This window comes from Polaromonas sp. P1_E11 (genome assembly GCF_056405995.1).
The window spans coordinates 115,251-135,214 of record NZ_JBFUBA010000007.1; the positions used below are offsets into that span (position 1 = coordinate 115,251).

The window sequence follows — 19,964 nt, forward strand, 5'->3', positions numbered from 1 at the left end:
ATTTCAAACACTCAATAGGTGGCAAGCACATTCAGGAACCAGCCCCGGCTGCGGTAAGACAGGTCGGTCAGGTCATCCGAATATTTGGTGAAGTTGTACCCCACGCCGACCTTCACCCCCTTGCCAAGGTGGCGGTAGACACCAAGGAGCATGCCGGCCTTCGCATCTTGCGCCTCCGTGGCGCGCAGCTTGCGCCATTCGATCAGGGCGTCCCATTCTTTAACCAAATGAAGATCCGCCCGGAAGATCAAAAGATCAGCACGGCTGGAGAACCACTCCCCACCGGCAACCGGCATTTTCAGCTCGCCGATGCGGAACGCGTATTTGGCGCCGACGGAGAGCCACGGCTTCACGTCGTAAATCGTGTCGACGGAAAACACCTGGCTGCGCTGCGCGTAGTCGGCCGCCTGGCCCGAAGGGGTCAGCTGGCCCGCGGTCGGTACGTTGTGCAGGTTGGTGTACTTGAACAGGGTGTTCCAGCGGTCGTTGTCAACCGGCCGGTAGGCACTGCCCAAGACAAACTCATGGTAGTTGCCGTCGACAAAGGCCCCCTGGCTGTTGCTTGAACGCGAGACATTGAGCTTGCCCAGCACGCGCCAGGCAGGGTCCACCTGCATGCCCACCGTGTTGCGCATCAGCCAGGTGCTACGTTCGCCGGACACATTGCTCCGATCGTTGCGCCACTCAAGATTACCGCCATATTTCAGGCTGTCCTTTTTGTAGCCGACCGAGCCACCGAGCGCACGGCGCTTCAGGTCACCGGCCAACGGGTCGGACACGGTTCCGAACTCGACCTTGGCGCCCCAGTTCCAGCGGTCATTGGGCGACCAGTCCATGCCAAAGGCTTGCGTCAAGCTTTGCGGGCCGGCCCCATTGACGGCACGTCCCTCGCCGAACACCCGCAATTGATCCGATACGCGGGTGCTTGCACCGGAGACCAGCGTCCCTTGGCGCCCGCGCCATGCGACATCCGGGCTTTCTGTTTCCATCGTGTACGCCAGATAGGCATTGCTCCGGTCGGAGATGCGGTAGTCGGCGCCCAGCTTGCCGCCGGCGCCCATACTGCCGCCGGACGCTTCGCCGCTGAGCTTCACGCGTTCGCTGACTTGCAATGCGCCACCGAGGCCGACGCGGTTGTTGGGGTCGCGCGTAGCGTCACGCTCCAGCGTGCCCTGAACGTAACCGTAAGCTTCCCAGTTTTCTTTTTCCCCGGGTTTTCCACCCGCGCGATCAGGCCGGTAATCCGCCCGCACCTGCGCGTCCGTACGCGATCCAGTCTGGGAAAGCAAAGGGCTGGCATTCGGCGTGACATTGGAACGATCGTCCGCACGGACCCCGACAGCGACTTCCCATTCGCTGTTCAGCGCCTGCCGCACCGCAAGCTCGGCGTTCTGGTTATTCTGCAGATCGCCGTCGCGCTTGTCTGCCTTGACCAGCACGCGCGTGCCCGGAGCAAGCTCCACATCGGCCGCGGCACCAGCCTGCCGAACCGCCTCGCCGCCTATGCCGATCTGCCCCGGGGCCGAATAACCGCGGTCACGGTTCTGGACATAAGAGGTGATCTTCCCCTTCATGCTGTCGGTGACTTCGGCGAGATCCACCGAGCCTTCCAGGCGTTCTGCGCCGGCCGACTGGATGCCGCCGTTGTTCAGCGTGTTAAATCCAAAGCCGCCATCAAGAGAGGTTTGGGCCCCATTGCCCGGCCCCTTTGAGCGTGCCGCCTCAAACTTCAGCCAGGTGCCGGGCTTGTAGCGCAGCGTCCCGTCGATTCCCTTGAGCGTCTGGCTGGATCCTGTTTCGCCCTGGTGGTAGCTGCTGGCGCCCAGCTGCACGTGGTCGTTCAGCCATTGGCTCGCGCGAATGCCGGTCGACAGGTTGTTGATGGCCGTGACACCGGGCGCAAACTCGTATGTGGTCACGAGGTAGACCGGCTGGCCGCCTACTGCAGACGCCATGATCAGCCCGGCGCCTGCACCGGTCGCGGACAGAGGCGACTGCAACAGGATACGGCCTTGAAGGTAGTTGATCTCGTAGTCCTGCGTGGGCGCGAGTTCGCGGCGCTCGATCACCATGCCGGAGTCCTTGTCGCGGACCTCGATCCAGACGCGCTCCGAGCCCTGTGTGATGTCGAGGTGGCGCAGGTAGTAGAGCGAGCCTCCCGTGCCGCGAAATTCCTCGCGCGAAGCCAGCGTTCCCGGATCAGCGGCAAAGGCATCGATCTGGGTCTGTTTTTCACCATAGGTCGTGGCATCTTCGGAGCGGTAGCGCACCTGCGCGCCATAGAGGCCACGCGAGTACTGCATCAGCTCCGTTCCACTCCACGAGGTCTGGAAGTTACCCCACATGACATGCGAATCGCCTTTTTGCAGCTTGACAAAAAACTTGCCCTGCGTTGGCGCGTCGTCCACCGTCGTACTGTCATCACCGTAAACGGGGTAGTAAAGGTTGGGGTCAATGCTGCGCAGAAGGTACTTGGGATCCTTGCTGGAGAAGTTGGAAAACAGGTCCTCGATAGGACCTTCCCGGGTATCGGCCGAAGCCGTCAGCAGCCATTCGCCCTTGATTTTCCCCTTGAGGTAGAAAGCGGCACGGCCATCAACATACACCTTGTCTTCATAGTGACTTAAGTCCCCGGTCACCAGTTTGGCGGGCCCGGAGACATTGTTTTTCCCGACCGTCAAATCCCCCAGTGCCAGGTAAAACCAGTCATCGGCGGCGATGTTGAGGTTGCGGCGGAAAGTGCTTGCACGTCCGTCTGATTCTTTCAGCGTCACCTCCACAGACTGCGGGCCCGCCGGCATGATTTGCTTCATGGCGAACTTGCCCTGCGCATCGATCGGCAGTTCCAGCCCCAGCGCTTCGATGCGCTGGCCCGGCTTGAGATTGGTGCCGTTGACCGTGACGGTGCCGCCTGTCACCGGAATATTGCGTAGCGCCAGGCTGTTTTCGCCATAGCCTGTCAGCCGTTCGCGCTCTAGCTTCTCCGTATCTTCATTGACCGGCATGGCGCGCGCCAGAAGATTCAGGGATTTCAGGCTGGTCTCGTCGAAACGCCCCTGGGCGTCATAAACACGCAGGAGGTAGAACAGCTGGTCACCGGCCGTGTTGGCCGGAACGGTCCAGTTGAGCGCGCCTGACCATGTGATGGGCACGACCTCAAAAGGCTGCTCCTGTGTCTTCTGCCCTGCACGGAAAAGCCGCAGTTCGGCCTTTTTGATCCAGGGAATGTAGTTCGACCAGGCCCGGAACTCCACCACCTCGCCCTTGACGACGGCATTGGGTGTAGCCCAGGCATTCATCACCGGCGCAATGGCCAGGCTGTCATAACGCACCTGGATGTCAGCCTTCTCGAGCGCGACGTCAGCGCACCGCTGACCATCTGCTTCATTGGGTATCTCGGAGGCATTGATAGGCTCGCCATCAATCGTGATGCGAAACGGCACAGTGGACTGCCCCACGGCCTGTGGCGTGCAGGGCTTGGCGGCCGCCAGCGGAACAGGAACGGCTGCCGGCGCTACGGCCTCAAACCACACGCGCAGCTCGACGCGGCGATTGCGGGCCATGCCTTCAGGCGTTGCGTTCGATGCCAACGGTTTGTTCTCGCCTGCACCCTCGATCGAATAGGTGATGGCGGGATTGTTCAGCTGCTGCTTCAGATAGGCTGCAACCGCCAGGGCGCGTGCTTCGGAAAGCCCCTGGTTGTCCCTGAAGATCCGCCTGGTTTCAGGCGCCAGACGCTGGTTGTCCGTGTGCCCGACAACAGCGATGCGCATGCCTGGAGACGATGCGCCCCTTGCGCGTATCTCGGCGGCCAGCGCCTCGATGGACGCTTTGGCGGCGGACAGCAACTCGGCCTTGCCCGACACAAAAAGGCTCAGGCCACTGGCTTCTTCCAGCGCCTTGTTGACGGAGGCCGCGCTTTGGGGCACCTGTGCGGCGCGGCTGCGCATGCCTGCCGCCTCTTCCCGCGTCACGCCCGAAGGCAACGGGTAGTTGATGGCCGGCTGCACCTCCGCAGGCGGTGGCACCGAGAACAGGTCGATGCGGCCATTGTCAATTCGCTTGCCGCTGACTTCGGTAGCGGCCCATACAGAAGACCCTGCACAAAGGACGCTGACGGCTACTGCAATGGTGTGTGTACGGAAATTCATTTCGCCGACTCCAGCTCGGTTTCAATCATCAAGGGATGGAGGGGTTCACTGTCTGTTTCCGCGCGCTCCTTCTTTCGTCTTTCCTTCCACAAGGCCTGTATCCGGTCACTGATCGCCGACACGCGTTTTTGCGCAAGCTCTGCCGCCTCGGCGCCGCGGCGATAGGCAATGCGCAGGATGGATGGGCGTCCGACCAGTTGCGTAGGCAGCTTTTCCAGCGTCGCGAGGTACGCGGGCTGCAGATCCGTGCCGTCGTTCAGGAACGCCGCGCCGGAGAGCTCGAGCCGGACCACACGGTGTACCGTCGCGCCGAAATTGAGCTTCACCATCTTGCCGCGTGTCACCCGGACGTCACGCGGGTTTTCGGTTGTCAACCGGTAGCCCGAAGGCAGGGTTCTTTCGTCCACCTTCATCACGAAGTTGGAACCGCGGTCAGCGTTCGGGATTGCCGCGCAAGCCACGTGGAAGCGTCCATCGTGGTCGCTGGTAACCAGCAATCCGCGCGCCGTTGCAATGCGGACATTCGCGATGCCCGGCTCCCCCTCGTCCTGGTAACCATTGGCGTTCTTGTCGTCAAAGACCTTGCCGATGATGTCGGAGCAATCGAAGGTGGGATCGGGGACCACACGCACCGTCGCTGTGGCGGTGTTGGACACCTGGGCGTTGACCAGTGCATTGCGGGATGCGACCTGGTTCACGTAAGTCCCTTCCGACACACCGCTGCCGACCACCAGCAGCATGCGCAGTGTTTTGCGCTCACCTGCGGTAAACGTCTGGCCGGCCCAGGTGAGGTTGCGTCCGCTCACCGTGGGCTCAAGTGCCACGCCATTGAGCGATGCCGAGCCGGTGCGATACCTGAAGCCCGCCGGAATCACATCCACGATGTTGATGTTGCCGAGCACCGCATTCAGCGTGTTGGTCGCCGTGATGTTGTACGGCACCAGGTCGCCGCGGACCACATTGACCAGTGGCGTGCTCTTTGTCATCACAATCGCGCCGCCCAACACCGGGTCCAGCGGGATATGGTTGTTCAACACGTTGGCCGAACCAGGAACTGCCGCAAAAGTGAACGTGTAGAAGTACTGGGTCGTGGCCGCACCGCCCGCAAGGGCCAGGGTGTTGTTGGGGCAAGCTGCGGGGTTGTGCAGCGGCACGCCCGCTGTGGGTGCGAAGTTGCTGTTCTGCACCAATGCCGGATCTGGGCTCGGAGGCGCCAGGCCCACGCCCAGAGTCGCGGTACAGGCTGGAATAATCGCCGACGGACCGGGCAGGTAACCCGGTGGCGAAGTCACCGTCAGTGTGTACAAGGTCGCGCCTGCTGGAGCACCGCCCAGCAACAGGAACTGGTAAGAACCATCAGCGCCCGTCGTCTGCGTCAGGCTGCCGCCAATCACGTCGGCTGCAGTGAGGCCTGGGGCCGAGAGTGTGACGATGGCATTGGGCACAGGCTGGCGGCTGACCGCGTCATAAATCACACCGCTTGGATCGAGCGGCAGGCTCTGGGCCAAGGTCGTGGTGCCAGCGGTGAGCGTGAGGCCTCTTAACGTTCCGTCGGTATTGTTCGCACCGGCCGGGTTGGAGGTCGAATTCACCTGTCCGTTGGTATAGGGCAGCCCTGTCTCATTGGGCACCGGTCGTCCATAGATACGGCCGCTCGTGGGTTCGCGGAAGCGGATCTGGTAACCCGAGCCCGGCGCCACACTGGAAAAGCTGTAAGCGCCGTTTGCGTCGGAGGTGGTGGTACCCACCACCACGCCGCCGAGAGTCAGCTCGACGATCCAGCCCGGGACCAATGGTTCACCTGGGTCCTTGATGCGGTCATGGTTGAGGTCGCGCCACACGCTGCCTTGCACCGCCGCCACGTCGGAGATCGCCGTGGGGTCGGTTGCCGTGTTGTTGCCGGAGAAGCCGCTGGGCTCATTGCCGCCGGAGACCACCGCCGTGTTCACCAGGACCTGCCCGGACAAACCGGCAGCCACCGCAACACGTACCGTGATGACGGGCGCTGTGGCGCCGGAGGCGATCACGCTGTTTGTGGTGCAGGTGACGGTGGTTGCGGTGTTGGAGCAAGACCAGGTTGCGCCGCCATTGACGGCAGCCACCGTCATGCCCACAGGCAGAGTGTCGACCACCGTCACGGTGGCGGACGTTGCCGCTGCGCCGACGTTGGAAACGGTGATGGTGTAGAAGCCCGTGCTGGATCCTTGGGCAAAACTGACCGGCGCGTGCGTTTTGGCGATCGCCAGGTCAGGCGCATTGCCCGGGATTTCCGCGAAATTGTTGTCAGCCGACACGGCATTCGCGGTGGCGAGCGGAATCGTCGAAATCGAAGACACCGGGTTGGCCGGCAAAGTCGCCGTTCCACCGGTACTGCCCGCGATGGTCTGGCCATTGGTCGTGCCAGTGGCCTGCGGCAGGGGCTGCGTCACGGTATAGGTCCCCTGCGCGAGCCCCGTAAAGCTATAGGTACCGTCGGCCAGCGTGACCGTTGACCTGGAGACAGCCAGTCCGTTGATGTCGGTACCTGTCAGGTTGATCGTCTGTCCGCCGATGCCGTGGTCGCTTCCATTCATCAGGCCGCTGTTGTCATAGTCCAGGAAGACCTTGCCGGAAATCGTGCCGCCATTGGCCACTTCCGCGAAGTTGTTGCCCGTTGAAGTCGTGTTGGGCGGCAGCACGATGGTGCTGATCCGGCTCGGTGTGACGGCTGGTGTGGTCGCCGTTCCGGGTGTTCCGCCGTTGGGAACGGCGCCCGCGGTGGTAATGCCGTTGGAGGTGCCGGCGGGTTGTGCGGGCTCCACCACGCTGTAGGTTCCAGGCAAAAGATTGCCGAACGAGTAGTTGCCCGCCGCATCCGTGACCGTGGTCGCGACCAGCGCATTGCCTGCGTCCCTGAGCTCGACGGTGACGCCTGCGAGCGGATCGTCCGCGCCGTCCTGGGCGCCGTTGTTGTTCAGGTCCTTGAACACCTTGCCCGAGATGGACGAAGGAACGACTTCGGCAAAGTTGTTGTTTGCAGAGCCCGAAATTTCGCCGCCGCCGCCATTGCCGTTAAGGACGATGTTGGTGATCTGGCTGGTGGTGACCGTCGGGTTGGATGCCGCACCTGCCGAGCCCGTGCTGCCGTTGATGCCACTGATGGGGCCGGCGGTCGTGATGCCGTTGGTGGTTGCCGCAGGCTGCGCAGGCTGGCAAACGGAGTAGCTGCCAGCCGGCAGAGCCGAGAACAGATAGTTGCCGAGCGCGTCGGTGGTGCCCGTGGACAACAGCGGACCACCGCAGGTGGCACCGCTGTGCAGTTCAATTGCGACGCCGGCGATCCCCGTATCGGTACCGTTCTGAAAGGTGCCGTTGGGCGTGACGTTGTTGTCCCTGAAAACCTTGCCGGAGATGTAGCCAAGGGTGCTGATCGTCAGCGTTGCATTGGCAGGCGCCTGGTTGTTGCCCAGATTGGTTTGCAGGGCACCAGCAGGAATGTTGTTGGTGTGGACACCGGCCGACAGCCCGGTCACATTGACATCAATCGTGCAACCGCCCGCAGGGATGGTGCCGCCACTGTTAAGCCTCACACTGGTGGCGTTGGCTGCGGCCACTACCGTTCCGCCGCAAGTCGTTGTCATGCCGGGGGCTGCCGTCAGACGGATCTGGCCGGGCGCCGTCGGCAGGATGTCGTCAAAATCCGCGCTCAAGGTCATGGCTGCGGCATTGGTGTTGCCAATGACGATGCTCAGGCGCGATACGCCGTTCGGCGGGATCACCGCAGGGGCGAACTGCTTGCCGACGGTCGGCGGGGTGGAGGTAATCAGCTGTGCGCTGGTGGGCTCCTGATTGGTCACGCCCTCGGTAGTGGTAATGCTCCCGGTCGGGATCGTGTTGGTGTACACACCCGAAATGTTGCTCAGAACATTCACCGTGACGGTACAGAAACCATTTGCCGCGAGTGCAGCACCGGTCAGGCGAACGCTGGTTGCGGACGCTGCCGCAACAACAGTGCCGCCTGCGCAGGTCGTGGCCGCAGCCGGCGTGGGCGCGACGACAAGTCCGGCGGGCAATGCGTCCGTCAAGGTCATGCCGTTGAGCTGTGTGTTGTTGGGATTGTCGAAACGAATCGTCATCACCGACACCGCGCCAGGCGCCTTGGTGTCGGACCCGGTCGTGAACCCCACAGGATTGCCTGCGTCCAGCGTGCGGGCGCTGAAAGCCTTGTGCACCACAACCGGCGACCGTGCACGCAGCGTGTCGCTTGTAGGCTGGGTGTTCGCCAGTGCATTGCCGCCAGCGGTAGCGGTCAGCGCGTTGGCCGGAATGGTGTTGACATAGTCGCCTTGCGCCGCCACAAAGACGTCGATCTCCACCTGGCAGGTTGCTGGCACATTTCCGGCCGCAGCGACGATGATGCCGCCCGAAAGCTGCACCGTGTTGGCCGTCGAAGAGACCGTCGCACCCTGGCATGTCGTCGTCGGATTCGCGCCACTCGGAACGGTCACGCCGGCGGGCAAGGTATCGGTGACCGCCAGGTCGCTGACGGGTTGTGAAAGCGGGTTATAGAAAGTGATGCGCAAGCGGGACCGGGTACCCGGCGCAACCACGTTGGGCGTGAACTGCTTGACGATGCCAATGTTCGTGCTGATCGCCAGGCTGGTCGTTGCCGGATTGGCATTGGTCAGGTTCTGGTCGGTGATGATGGCGCCGGGCGGAATGGTGTTCGTGTTTCCGCCGGTCACGGCAGACGTCACGTTGACCGATACCTGGCATGTCGCGTTTGCAGCCAGGTTTGCGCCTGACAAACGGACCGATCGCGCGCCCGCCGCAGCGGTCACAACCCCGGCCGGGCACGTCGTGGCGGTTGCCGGGGTAGGCGTCACCACCCACCCATTGTTGGTGCCGCCTGCAATACCGCCAACCGTGAAGTAGTCGGTGATATCCAGGTTGGTAACCGCCTGGGACCCGTTGGATATGTTGATCGTCAGCCGGCTCACCTGGCCGGGGAAGGCCAGGGAACTGATGGAAGTCGTTTTGCTGATGGCCAGGCCGGTGGGGGCATTGAAAAGCAGCGTGCCGACAACGGCGGTGACATTACGCACGCCGCCGTCCGCGAGTATGCCGTTGGGAGGGATGCTGTTGACCCAGTTCGCGGCACCTGTTGCCACCACATCAAACAGGAAAGCGCAATTCCCGCCGCCCGCCACATTGGCACCGGTCAACGTTGCGGTGCCTGCCCCTGCAACAGCCGTGATGGACGTGCTTCCCGCGCAGGTCGTCTGCGCATTGGGCGGAGTGGCCAGCACCATGCCCGCCGGGAGCGGATCGGTCACACTGACGTTTGTCAGCGCGAGCGCACTCGAATTCAGCAGCTGAACCGTGACCGTTGATTTGCCGCCCGAGGACACGCCGGATGGATTGAAGCTCTTGTTCGCGGTCAGCGCGGAGGTGTAGGTCAGCTGGGGGGTGTTGGTTGATACCGTACCCAGTGTGTGGGTCGTGCCGTTCCCGTAGGTTTCGGTGCCGTCGACCGTCGCGGTGTTGTTATAAACGCCGGCCGGCCCTACGACATCCACCTGCAAGGTACAGCTGCCGTCCGCACCCGTGCCGTTGTTGGCGCGAGCCGGAACGGTGCCGCCGGTGATGCCGATAGAAGTGGAACCGGCAACCGCCGTGATGGCAGGGGCGCCGCAGGTGCTTGCCGCGTTGGCCGGACTGGCGATGCGAAGCTGCCCCCCGCCGCTGGTTGCCAATTGCAGAGTATCCGAAACCGCAACGTTGGTCAGCGGGTTCGCCGACTTGTTCGTCAGCGTGATGGTCATGCGGACAATGGTTCCCTCGGCAAACGTGCTGGCGCCGGGAGAGGACTGGGCAAACGCCTTCGTTGCTGCGAGCACGGGCGGGTTGGTGCCTACGCTGGTGGAATTGGAAGCACCTCCGTTGCAAGTGGCGCCGCCGTTGTAGCAGACGCCGCCGGCAGCGATGATGTTGTTCGAGGTGGCCACCGCAACAGTGGAAGCCATCGCCCACATGGTGATGGTGCAGGCACCCGGTACGCTGACACTGGTGCGGGCCGGGACGGTGTCGATGGTAAAGACCGGCGCATTGCTGCCCAGTGCGCTCGCAGAGTTGACGTTGCCGCAGCCCGCGCTGACAGTCGGCGTGTAGTTGAAGCTGTTGATCGTGCCGGTGAGGAATGTCTGGCCGTTGGTGAAGTTGTCCGTCACCGATACGGTGTTGATCGCGCCAGCGCCGAAGTTTTGCACGGTGATCTGGTACTGGATCGGGTTGCCCGGCGCCACGGGTGTCGTGGGTTGTACCGATTTGAGAACCCGGAGGTCGTCCGCAACCAGGATGGTGGCCGATACCGCCTGGCTCTTGATGGCGGGGTCGCCCACATCCACGGCGGCTTGGGGAATGCTGTTGGTGTAGGTCACCGGCACGCCGTTCGCCTGAACTGCTGCGGTGAAGTTCACCGTCACCGTGCAGCTGCCATTGGCGGGAATGGTCCCGCCGGTCAGCCTGACACCTTTGTTGCTGTTGATCGCAGCAGCGGCGCCGCCCGCGCAGCTGGTCACCGCCGAGGTAACGTTCAACCCTTTTGTCGGGTCGACGCCGCCAATCCCGTCGATCGGCGTGTCATCAAAGGTGGTGACGGTCAGTGGCGTATTGCCGCTATTGCTCAAGGTGAGGGTGAGAAAGCCCGGGGCACCGCTTGAAAGGGAGGTGCTGGGCGTAAAGCCCTTGGTCACACCGAGCGGAGACCGGACTGTCACATTGGCCTGGGCATTGGCTTGCGCTGGAATACCTAACGCATTGGTGAAATTGGTGGTCCGGTTGATGATGTTGTTCTGGGCACCGGTCGAGAACTGGCCGTTGGTCTGGTTCGCCTCCACGTTCACAACGAAGGTGCAACTCCCGTTTGCCGGCAGATCTCCGGTGCCGGTCACACTGGTAGCGCCCGCTGCCGGTGCGGGATTGAAGGCCGGTACCGGACCGCTGGTGCACGTTGCATTCGCGCCGGGCGTTGCCGCGACCTTCATGATGGCGCTGCCACCGAGCTGGGGAAAGTTATCGGTGATGCTGAACCCTGAAATTGCCACCGGGTTCGGGTTGACCAGCGTGATGGTCAGGGGTGTCGAAGCGCCGCCGAGCACCAGCGTCGAGCTGGTGAATGCCTTCGAAATTTGCGGTTGCTGCAGCGCCCGCACCGTGAAGGTCTGCGACACGTCTCCAACGTTGCTTCCGCCGGTACTGGTGACCGCACCATTGAGGATTTGATACGCATAGGAGGTTGCGTTGCCGGTCGAGGTGCCGACCGTCACCGGAATATCGATGACACACTGGCCGTCGATCCCGCCGGCGGCGGCAGGTATGGTGCCGCCAGCCAGGGCAAGCGCCTGCGTTCCGGGGTTGGCGGTAAAAGCCCCACCGCAACCATTTATGGCCGCAGACGCAACGCTGAGGCCGTTGGGCAGAAGGCCAGGCAAGCTGTTGCTGAAGTCCACGTTGGTGGCGGGCACCGGATCGCTGTTGGACAAGGTAATTCGCAAGGTTGCCGTCTCGCCGGGATACATCCCCTGCGCCGGAATGATCGCAGTCACCGAAGCCGTCAAGGCTTGGGCCGCAACGGGCATCAATCCAATGGCCAATCCGAGAGCCGCAGCACGAAGCAGGGAGCCGGCAGCGGCTTTCGCCAGAAATTTCGAGGACAACATAGTAGGCAGTTCGACTCTTTGAATGCTTGGGAACCGTGCCGGTAGGCAGTCCGCGGGAGCACCGAGTCAACGCTGGCAGAGGACGCACAGCGTTCACTCGGCACGTCTCATGTCAGACAACGTACCGGTAACAAACAGTGCGAAGATTAACTATGTTGCGATTTTTCTAATACTAAATTTACTACTTTGTTAGTTTGAAGTGACAAAAGTGGAACTTTTTAACAACCCTATTAGTTGTATATGTTTCTTTATGTAATTTTTCGTTGTGCCGATGCAAACCAAGTGGACATTTTTGGCAGCAGGCGGAAATACCCGAAGAAACCGCTGCTGAGCCAGGCATGACTGCGGCTTTTGTGAACGGAATCCCGCACAACGAACAGAGGACGGTATCTGCGGCCCATGCAGCTCCCGCACGCGGGAATGGCCAATAACACCCGTGCGACACGCGCCGTACATGCACCGGCTGTCGAACGCAGACAGGTTGCCTGCAGCAAGGGCTGCGCCTTTGCGGTTCGTCAGCCCTGATGCTTTTTCCTTTTGGATGGGTATCGCCAGACCCTGGAACGGCCACTAAATCCGGCCTTCTGGAGCCCGACCTTCACACAGCGCAGGTCAACCTTCTCGCCGAGCTTTCAAGGGATTTTTTTTGCGCGCTGACGTTGGGGCCGGCGCGTCTTCCACCAGCGCGCAAGGTGCACCCTCAAGTCCTGATGCGGGTGGGTGATGCGCCGGATCGCGCCGGCATAATCCAGCGCCAGCCCTGGTGTCCACGCGATCGATTCGGCACGCACCCGAACGCTTCCGGCCAGCCACATGTCGGGGTGAAAGGCCAGGCGCAGCAGGGTTCGCCAGAAAGGTTTGTCGGCAAATACACCTTCCATCGCGGCGTCGATAGCCTCGGTCACGACCACCGAGCAGTTGCGGTGCGTCAGGTTATAGGTGTCGTCCTGACGATATGCATCCCAAAACGACTGCAGGTGGCGGCGGTTAAACAGGCGAAAGCGGATGCGGAAAGTTGAAGGGCGTGTCGCACCGGCTTCCTGCTCATAAGAAGGAAGCCACATCCCCGGATGGTCGTTGCTTTGTGTGGCACGCACCTGATCGACAAGGTTGCTCTGCGTGATGGTCAGGCGCACACGTGGATGATGGCTGATATACAGCTGCGGCCCGCACTCCAGCGCGACATGGCCGGTAGTAACGCTGCCTTTGCGGGAGAGGGCCGCGATGTACCGGTCGACCAGTGGAAGCCGGATGCGTTCTTCGCTTTGATCCACGGCGGTCCAGATGTGAACCACCATCTGTTCGCCGGGCATGCTGGCACCTGCGGGCGGGGGGGATGGCGGCGCACTGGTGCTCATCTCCCTTTTTCTTTTATAGAGCTCAATGGCTGCAAGCCGTGACCCCGGCGGCAAGCGTTGCAGGCGCCAGGCGCCGCGCATCACAACGTAGCCGCCCGCCATGAGTGCAAGGCCGGTGCAAAAAGACACGTTCATCGCGGAAGGCAGGGGCCAGTCGGTCACCAGCAATATCGCCATGACCAGATAACCCCAACCGATGATGTTGGAGATGCGCCAGTTCGGATACCGGATCAAAAGACTTGACCCAATGCGGACCAGTCCATTGAAGGTAAATGCGGCAGCGAAAAGAACGGCTGCGGCAATCGAATTGTCCCAGGGGAAATCCAGCAGCAGACAGGCAAACACCACCATGGCCGCGCCGCGCAACATTTCAAAGCGCCGCCGCGCACGCGTGTGGGTGGCGCCAATCAACAATTCAACCAAGCCCTGCAGCAACAACACGGCGCCGAACACCCAGCCTGCCATGTCGGCCACACCGTCGACCAGGTCTATCAACACCACGACACCCAGCAACACCGCGAGCAGGCCCGCTACCAGAAAGATCTTCCAGCGCTTCACGAGCGCATCGCCGCCAAAAAGGGTTAATGCAAGTCTGAACATGTTGGTACGCTGGCAGCCGGGGCCGTGCCATCCGTCAAGGGAATGTGTGGCTCGCAGCGCCCAGGCTTCACTTCAAAGAGGGGAAATCAACCACGTAGCCATTCATGGGCAGGGTGGCGCGCTGGACGGCCTGCTGCTGCGGCAGCGCGGTCCACAGCACTTTGCCCTGCTCGGTCGCATCCGTGGCAACACCCCTGGCCGTAAACGCGTCGATCACGTAGGGCACACCTTGCGATGACAAGGGGCCGATACCGTCCGATACATGGAAATGCAGGTGCGGTGCCGTGGTGTTGCCGGAATTTCCCAGCAGCGCCAGCACCTGGCCGCGCTTGACGCGGTCGCCGACACCCACCTTCAGCGAGCCCGGCTGCAGATGTGCATAAAACGCGTAGTAGCCACGGCCCAGGTCCAGGATCACATGGTTGCCCGTCACGTTTTGCATCGTCGTGTCGGGCGGCAAGGCGTTGGGCACCCTCTCAGGCAGCCCGTCAAGCACGGAAACCACTTTGGCATCCGCCACGGCAATCGCTTTTTGTCCATAGGTTGGCCAGTTTTCGTTCTTGTTGCTGTCGCCGTTGCTTTGCTGCGAGTTCGCGTCTATCTTGATCCAGTCGATTGCAAACCGCTGGCTGACATAGAGAACGCCGTTCACGGGGATGCCGGCACGCCGGTGCGGAACCTCCCTGCAGCAGCCATTGAACGCAACCCAGCCGGAGCCCTCAAGCGGAGGGCCGATCAACGGCGCGGGCCGGGTGCTGACAGACACGGTGCCACCGGTTTGCGACGTCTGGACAAGGCCTTCACTCGCAGGTTTGACGGCGGCCGTGAGCTTGCCTTCAGGTGCGGAGGTCACCACGCGATGCGACAGGGCCTTGGGGAGAGCCTGGCCGGCCTCCAGCACCACGTCAATCCAGAACAAACCGGCCTGCGCCGCGCCGATGCTGTCACCGCCCGCGCCGTCCAGCAACGAAAAAGTGCCTGCAACATCCGCCCCGGCGACGGTGGTCAGCACCTTGCCGGAAGCGGCATCCAATACCTCCAGCGATACCAGCTTGACCGGCACGGCCCGCGCATTGGTGACCTGCAGCTCGTAGTCGATGTGCACACGCCCATCAGCGCCGCGAAAAGGCACGGGGCGCGAGGCGGCGCTCAGCAGTACAGGCGTGTTCTGGTCGTGCGCGCCGGCAAATTCCAGGTTGTTTGGTCCGGGTTTGGGTCCTGCCGCAAAGGCGTGCAAACTTCCGGCAAGTACCAGCACGGCCACAAAAAAACGACGCATGCGATCCTCCTTGTGATGGCGGGGCCATCATAGCGCCAAGCATCGCACCGTCGAAGCATAAAAGGGATCGTGCCGCGCGAAGGAATCCCGCGCGGCATCAGGAGGAAGACTCACCAGGGCAAGCCCCGCACCAGCAGGCGCGCTGAAGCTTGCGCGCCTTCCGGTCTCTGACTAGATCAGCGGTTGCTGTAGTCGGGAGATTGCTGCTGCGTGACCACGGGGGCCGGCGGCGGTTTGGGGCCGTAGCTGGCGCCATCCTGGGTCCGCAAGGTCGACCCTTCCACCGTCACACGGCTGCCAACGCTGGGAGCACGGGCAACTTCTACCATGCGTTGCGAACCGTCTTCCATGCGCACGCCGACCTGGTAGACCGTTTCCTTGCGAACATGCCCTTCGATGGCGTTGCCGGCGAAACCGCCACCCACCGCGCCCAGGATGGTGGCTGCCGTACGCCCACCGCCATGGCCGACCTGGTTACCCAGTACGGCGCCCAGCACGCCACCCGCCACAGCACCTACCCCCGGGCCGGCCGGCTTGGTGGAGCGCTCAACCGGCGTCACGGATTCCACCGCACCGCACACATGGCACACAGGCGCCGGCGCCACGGCGACCGGTGCAGGGTAAGGGGCCGGCGCGGGCGAAATGCCCGCGTAACTCGGGGCAGGCGCCGGTTTTGGCGTCGGCTTGACTACTTTCTTGGTCGGCACGGGCGCGGGCTTGGCGGGTGCGGCAACCGGCTTTTCAGCCATGTCGTCCGCCGCATTGCTGGCCGCGGCCATGGGTGGCGCCACTTGCGGCGCGGCTTGCGGTGCTGCAAGCGCCACAGGGGTCGCTGTAACCGGATTGCGCATCTGGTAAATCATGGTGCCGCCCATGGCCAGGACGGCCACTCCCAGTATGCCGACAGCGGCCCACAAGGGCTTGCTGGCTGATGAAGCCTGCTGGCCCGGCTGGAGTGTTTCGGTGGATGTGTTCATGGCAATTCCCTCTGTGAAATCAATTGGTCCCGCAACGGGGTTTCATCTGTCGTTGTTCAACGTTTCCCATGCCGCGAAGGTAAACACGCTTTGGCAGGCGGCTGTGTATTTATGTAAACGCAGGTTATTTTCCGGCAAAGTCGCCGTAAACGCGAATTGCAACGGCGGCCCTGAACCGTTCACGGCCTGTGCCCGGCCGTGAGCCGGCTTTCAGAGATTGGGCGCCAGCAGGCGCTGCAACGCTTCGGCCTTGAGGCCGCGCCGCTTGGCCAAGTCCTGCAGCTGGTCGTCGCCGATCTTGCCCACATTGAAATAGGTGCTCTCGGGGTGGCTCAGGTAAAAGCCGCTGACGCTGGCGGCCGGCGTCATGGCCAGGCTTTCAGTCAGGGCCATTCCGATTTCTTCGGCTTTGAGCAACTCGAACATCTCTTTCTTGACGCTGTGGTCCGGACAAGCCGGGTAGCCGGGTGCGGGACGTATGCCCTGGTATTTTTCGGCGATCAACGCGTCGCCGTCCAGCGACTCGGCCGGCACATAGCCCCACAGATCCTTGCGTACGCGCTGGTGCAGGCTTTCGGCAAACGCTTCGGCCAGGCGGTCAGCCAGCGCCTTGAGCATGATGGACGAATAATCGTCGTGGTCATCCAGGAAGTACTTTTCCTTTTTCTCGGCGCCAATGCCTGCCGTGACGGCAAAAAGACCGATGTAATCCGGAATTTTTGAGGTGTTTTGGCCCGCAGCGCCCGCATTTCCGGCGCGAGCAGCTATCAATTCAGGAGCAAGTACCTTGGGCGCAACAAAATCAGCCAGGCAACGGCTGGGGCGCATCACGCCGTCAATCGCGGTTTTTTCGGTTTGCTGGCGCAGGCCGTACCAGGTCATGGCCACTTCGCTGCGCGACTCGTCGGTGTAGATCTCGATGTCGTCACCCACGCTGTTGGCGGGATATAGCGCCATCACGCCGTTGGCGGTGAGCCAGCGGCCTTCGATCAGGCGCTTGAGCATGCGCTGCGCGTCGGCATACACGCGCACAGCCTCAGTACCCACGACTTCGTCTTTCAGGATGGCCGGGAAGGCCCCGGCCAGATCCCAGGTCTGGAAGAAAGGTCCCCAGTCGATGTACTGGGCCAGCTCCGACAGGTCGAAGTTCTTGAACACGCGACGGCCAATGAACTTGGGCACGGGCGGCGTGTAGTTGGCCCAGTCCATCGACGTGGCATTGGCGCGTGCTTTGGCCAGCGGCCACATCGGCACCTGCTTTTTGTTGGCGTGCTGGGTGCGCACCTTGTCGTAGTCGGTATACAGCTCTTCGATGTATCTGGCGGCCTGGTCGGACAGCAGGCTTTGCGCCACGCTCACGCTTCGGGACGCATCGGGCACATACACCACCGGGCCTTCGTAGTGCGGGGAAATCTTGACTGCAGTGTGCACGCGGCTGGTGGTGGCGCCGCCTATGAGCAGCGGGATTTTTTTGATGCGGAAGTGATCGTCCTTCTGCATCTCGGCCGCCACATATTGCATTTCTTCCAGGCTGGGCGTGATGAGGCCCGACAGCCCGACGATGTCGGCGCCTTCAACCTTGGCGCGCGCCAATATTTCATGGCAGGGCACCATCACGCCCATGTTGACGACTTCAAAGTTGTTACACTGCAAGACCACCGTCACGATGTTCTTGCCAATGTCGTGCACGTCGCCCTTGACCGTGGCGATGATGATCTTGCCTTTGGTTTTGACGTCACCGCCGGCGGCTTCGAGCAGCAGCTTTTCGGCTTCGATGTAGGGCAGCAGGTGCGCCACAGCCTGCTTCATCACACGGGCGCTTTTCACCACCTGGGGCAAAAACATCTTGCCCTGGCCGAACAGGTCGCCGACGATGTTCATGCCATCCATCAGCGGGCCTTCGATCACGTGCAGCGGCCGACCGCCCTCCGCAAGGATCTCCTGGTAGACCTCTTCGGTGTCGGTCACGATGTGCTCGTTCATGCCGTGGACCAGCGCATGCGACAGGCGCTGGCGCACCGGCAGGGCACGCCATTCATTCTTCTTGCTGTCGTCCCTGGCGCCGCTTTTCGCGGTTTCGGCGACTTCGATCAGGCGTTCGCTGGGCGTGAGTTCGGGCTCGCCGGACTTGTAGGCCGGTGTGCGATTGAGCACCACGTCTTCGACGCGCTCGCGCAGCACCGGATCCAGGTCGTCGTACACACCGACCATGCCGGCATTGACGATGCCCATGTCCATGCCCGCCTGGATCGCGTGGTACAGGAACACGGTGTGGATGGCTTCACGCACCGGGTCGTTGCCGCGAAAGCTGAAGGACACGTTGGACACGCCGCCAGAAACCTTGGCGCCCGGCAGGTTCTGCTTGATCCAGCGCGTGGCGTTGATGAAATCGACCGCGTAGTTGTTGTGCTCTTCGATGCCGGTGGCGATCGCAAAAATGTTCGGGTCGAAGATGATGTCTTCGGGCGGAAAGTCCAGCTCATCGACAAGCACGCGATAGGCGCGTTCGCAGATCTCGACCTTGCGCTCGTATGTGTCGGCCTGGCCCTTTTCATCAAAAGCCATCACCACCGCCGCCGCACCGTAGCGCTTGAGCAGCTTGGCCTGCTGCTTGAAGGGCTCCAGCCCTTCCTTCATTGAGATCGAGTTGACGATGCCCTTGCCCTGGATGCAGCGCAGGCCGGCTTCGATGACGCTCCACTTGGAGCTGTCGATCATGATGGGCACGCGGGCGATGTCGGGCTCGCTGGCGATCAGGTTCAGGAAACGCACCATGGCGGCCTGGCTGTCCAGCATGGCTTCGTCCATGTTGATGTCGATGATCTGCGCGCCGTTTTCGACCTGCTGGCGGGCCACGGCCAGCGCCTGCTCGTATTCACCATTGAGGATCATGCGGGCGAAGGCCTTGGAGCCGGTGACGTTGGTGCGCTCACCGATATTGACAAACAGCGTGCCCGCACCGATGGCGACCGGCTCCAGGCCGGACAGCTTCATGGGGGGAACATTGGGTAAAGATTCAGTTTCAGACACGGACTCACCTTGAGGCAAAGGTGAGCGTCGTTGCTGCAGGGGCCGCCGGAAGCCGCCGCCTGTAACCCAAGCCTGACGAACGCTTGTGTTCGCTGCAACGCTCCTTGGGTTACCATCATTTTAAGGGCTGAACGCCGCCCGCGCCATATCCTTGCGCCAATTGCAAGAGATACCAACAAAAGTCCAGGGGATAGCCGGAGCCACCATGTTTGAAAACCTGTTCGGCAGAAAACAGAAGGGAACGCCCGATGCGCCCGAGTCCATGCGTCCCAAAGACCGCATGCGGGTCATTGAAGGCTCCAGCACGGCCGAGCTCGCCGCCAGGCTGCTGATTGCACCAACCGCCCTGATGCAGCTCACGCCCGAAGAGGCCTTCACCGTCGTCAGCTACATGACGCCGCGCAGGATTTCCGAGGGAACGACCTTCATCCGCGAAGGCGACAAGAGCGATACCGGTTATATGGTGCTGCTGCTCGAGGGCGAAGTCACGGTCGAAAGCATTGTGGTCAGCCGCCGCACGCCGGTCACCATCACGGTGCTGGGCCCCGGCAGCCTGATCGGCGAGATGGGCCTGGTCGACGGCCAGGCGCGGCTGGCATCATGCACTGCCAGCAGCGACGTGAGCTGCGCCGTGCTGTCGCGCGCAGCGCTTGAAAAAATGGGGGAAGAGCAACCGGTGACTGCGGCCAAACTGATGTTTGCCGTTTCGCTGCGCATCGCCGAACGGTTGCGCGACACCAGCGAGAAACTCAAGATGTACAGCCAGCTGGTGCAAGCCATGCAGCAGGAAATCGACCGGCTGATGCCGGGCTGATTTCCGTCTGGCAAAAAAGCGGGAAGGCGCCAGGCTGGCCGCCCTTTCCGCCATT

7 protein-coding genes and 1 riboswitch are annotated in these 19,964 nt (G+C 62.2%); of the genes, 1 reads left to right on the forward strand and 6 read right to left on the reverse strand.

Going from position 1 to position 19,964, the window contains the following annotated elements:
• Positions 1–11: 11 nt before the first annotated feature.
• From AC1D11_RS20305 to metH, 6 genes are all read right to left on the reverse strand, one after another.
• Positions 12–4,151, reverse strand: a complete 4,140-nt coding sequence (locus AC1D11_RS20305) for an OmpA family protein (RefSeq protein ID WP_477646917.1) — start codon at positions 4,149–4,151, stop codon at positions 12–14.
• Positions 4,148–11,851, reverse strand: coding sequence for a beta strand repeat-containing protein (locus AC1D11_RS20310; RefSeq protein WP_477651485.1), 7,704 nt, complete (start codon positions 11,849–11,851; stop codon positions 4,148–4,150). Before AC1D11_RS20310 ends, AC1D11_RS20305 begins: the two co-directional genes overlap by 4 nt.
• 632 nt (positions 11,852–12,483) lie before the next feature.
• Positions 12,484–13,809 carry a DUF308 domain-containing protein gene (locus AC1D11_RS20315; RefSeq protein ID WP_477646919.1) on the reverse strand — a complete coding sequence of 442 codons (1,326 nt, stop codon included), beginning with the start codon at positions 13,807–13,809 and terminating at the stop codon, positions 12,484–12,486.
• A gap of 67 nt (positions 13,810–13,876) precedes the next feature.
• Positions 13,877–15,088: a M23 family metallopeptidase gene (locus tag AC1D11_RS20320; RefSeq protein ID WP_477646920.1), complete on the reverse strand. Its 1,212-nt coding sequence runs from the start codon at positions 15,086–15,088 to the stop codon at positions 13,877–13,879.
• Positions 15,089–15,264: 176 nt separating this feature from the next.
• Positions 15,265–16,065 carry a glycine zipper 2TM domain-containing protein gene (locus tag AC1D11_RS20325; protein WP_477646921.1) on the reverse strand — a complete coding sequence of 267 codons (801 nt, stop codon included), beginning with the start codon at positions 16,063–16,065 and terminating at the stop codon, positions 15,265–15,267.
• A 210-nt stretch (positions 16,066–16,275) separates the two neighbouring features.
• Positions 16,276–19,095 (reverse strand): methionine synthase, encoded by a 2,820-nt coding sequence (gene metH / locus AC1D11_RS20330; protein WP_477651184.1) that lies wholly within the window; start codon positions 19,093–19,095, stop codon positions 16,276–16,278.
• Positions 19,096–19,110: 15 nt separating this feature from the next.
• Positions 19,111–19,207, reverse strand: a riboswitch (S-adenosyl-L-homocysteine riboswitch).
• Positions 19,208–19,300: 93 nt separating this feature from the next.
• Here metH and AC1D11_RS20335 point away from each other — a divergent pair.
• A complete protein-coding gene (locus AC1D11_RS20335) occupies positions 19,301–19,909 on the forward strand; it encodes a Crp/Fnr family transcriptional regulator (RefSeq protein ID WP_431099034.1) in 609 nt (202 codons plus the stop codon).
• Positions 19,910–19,964 lie beyond the last annotated feature (55 nt).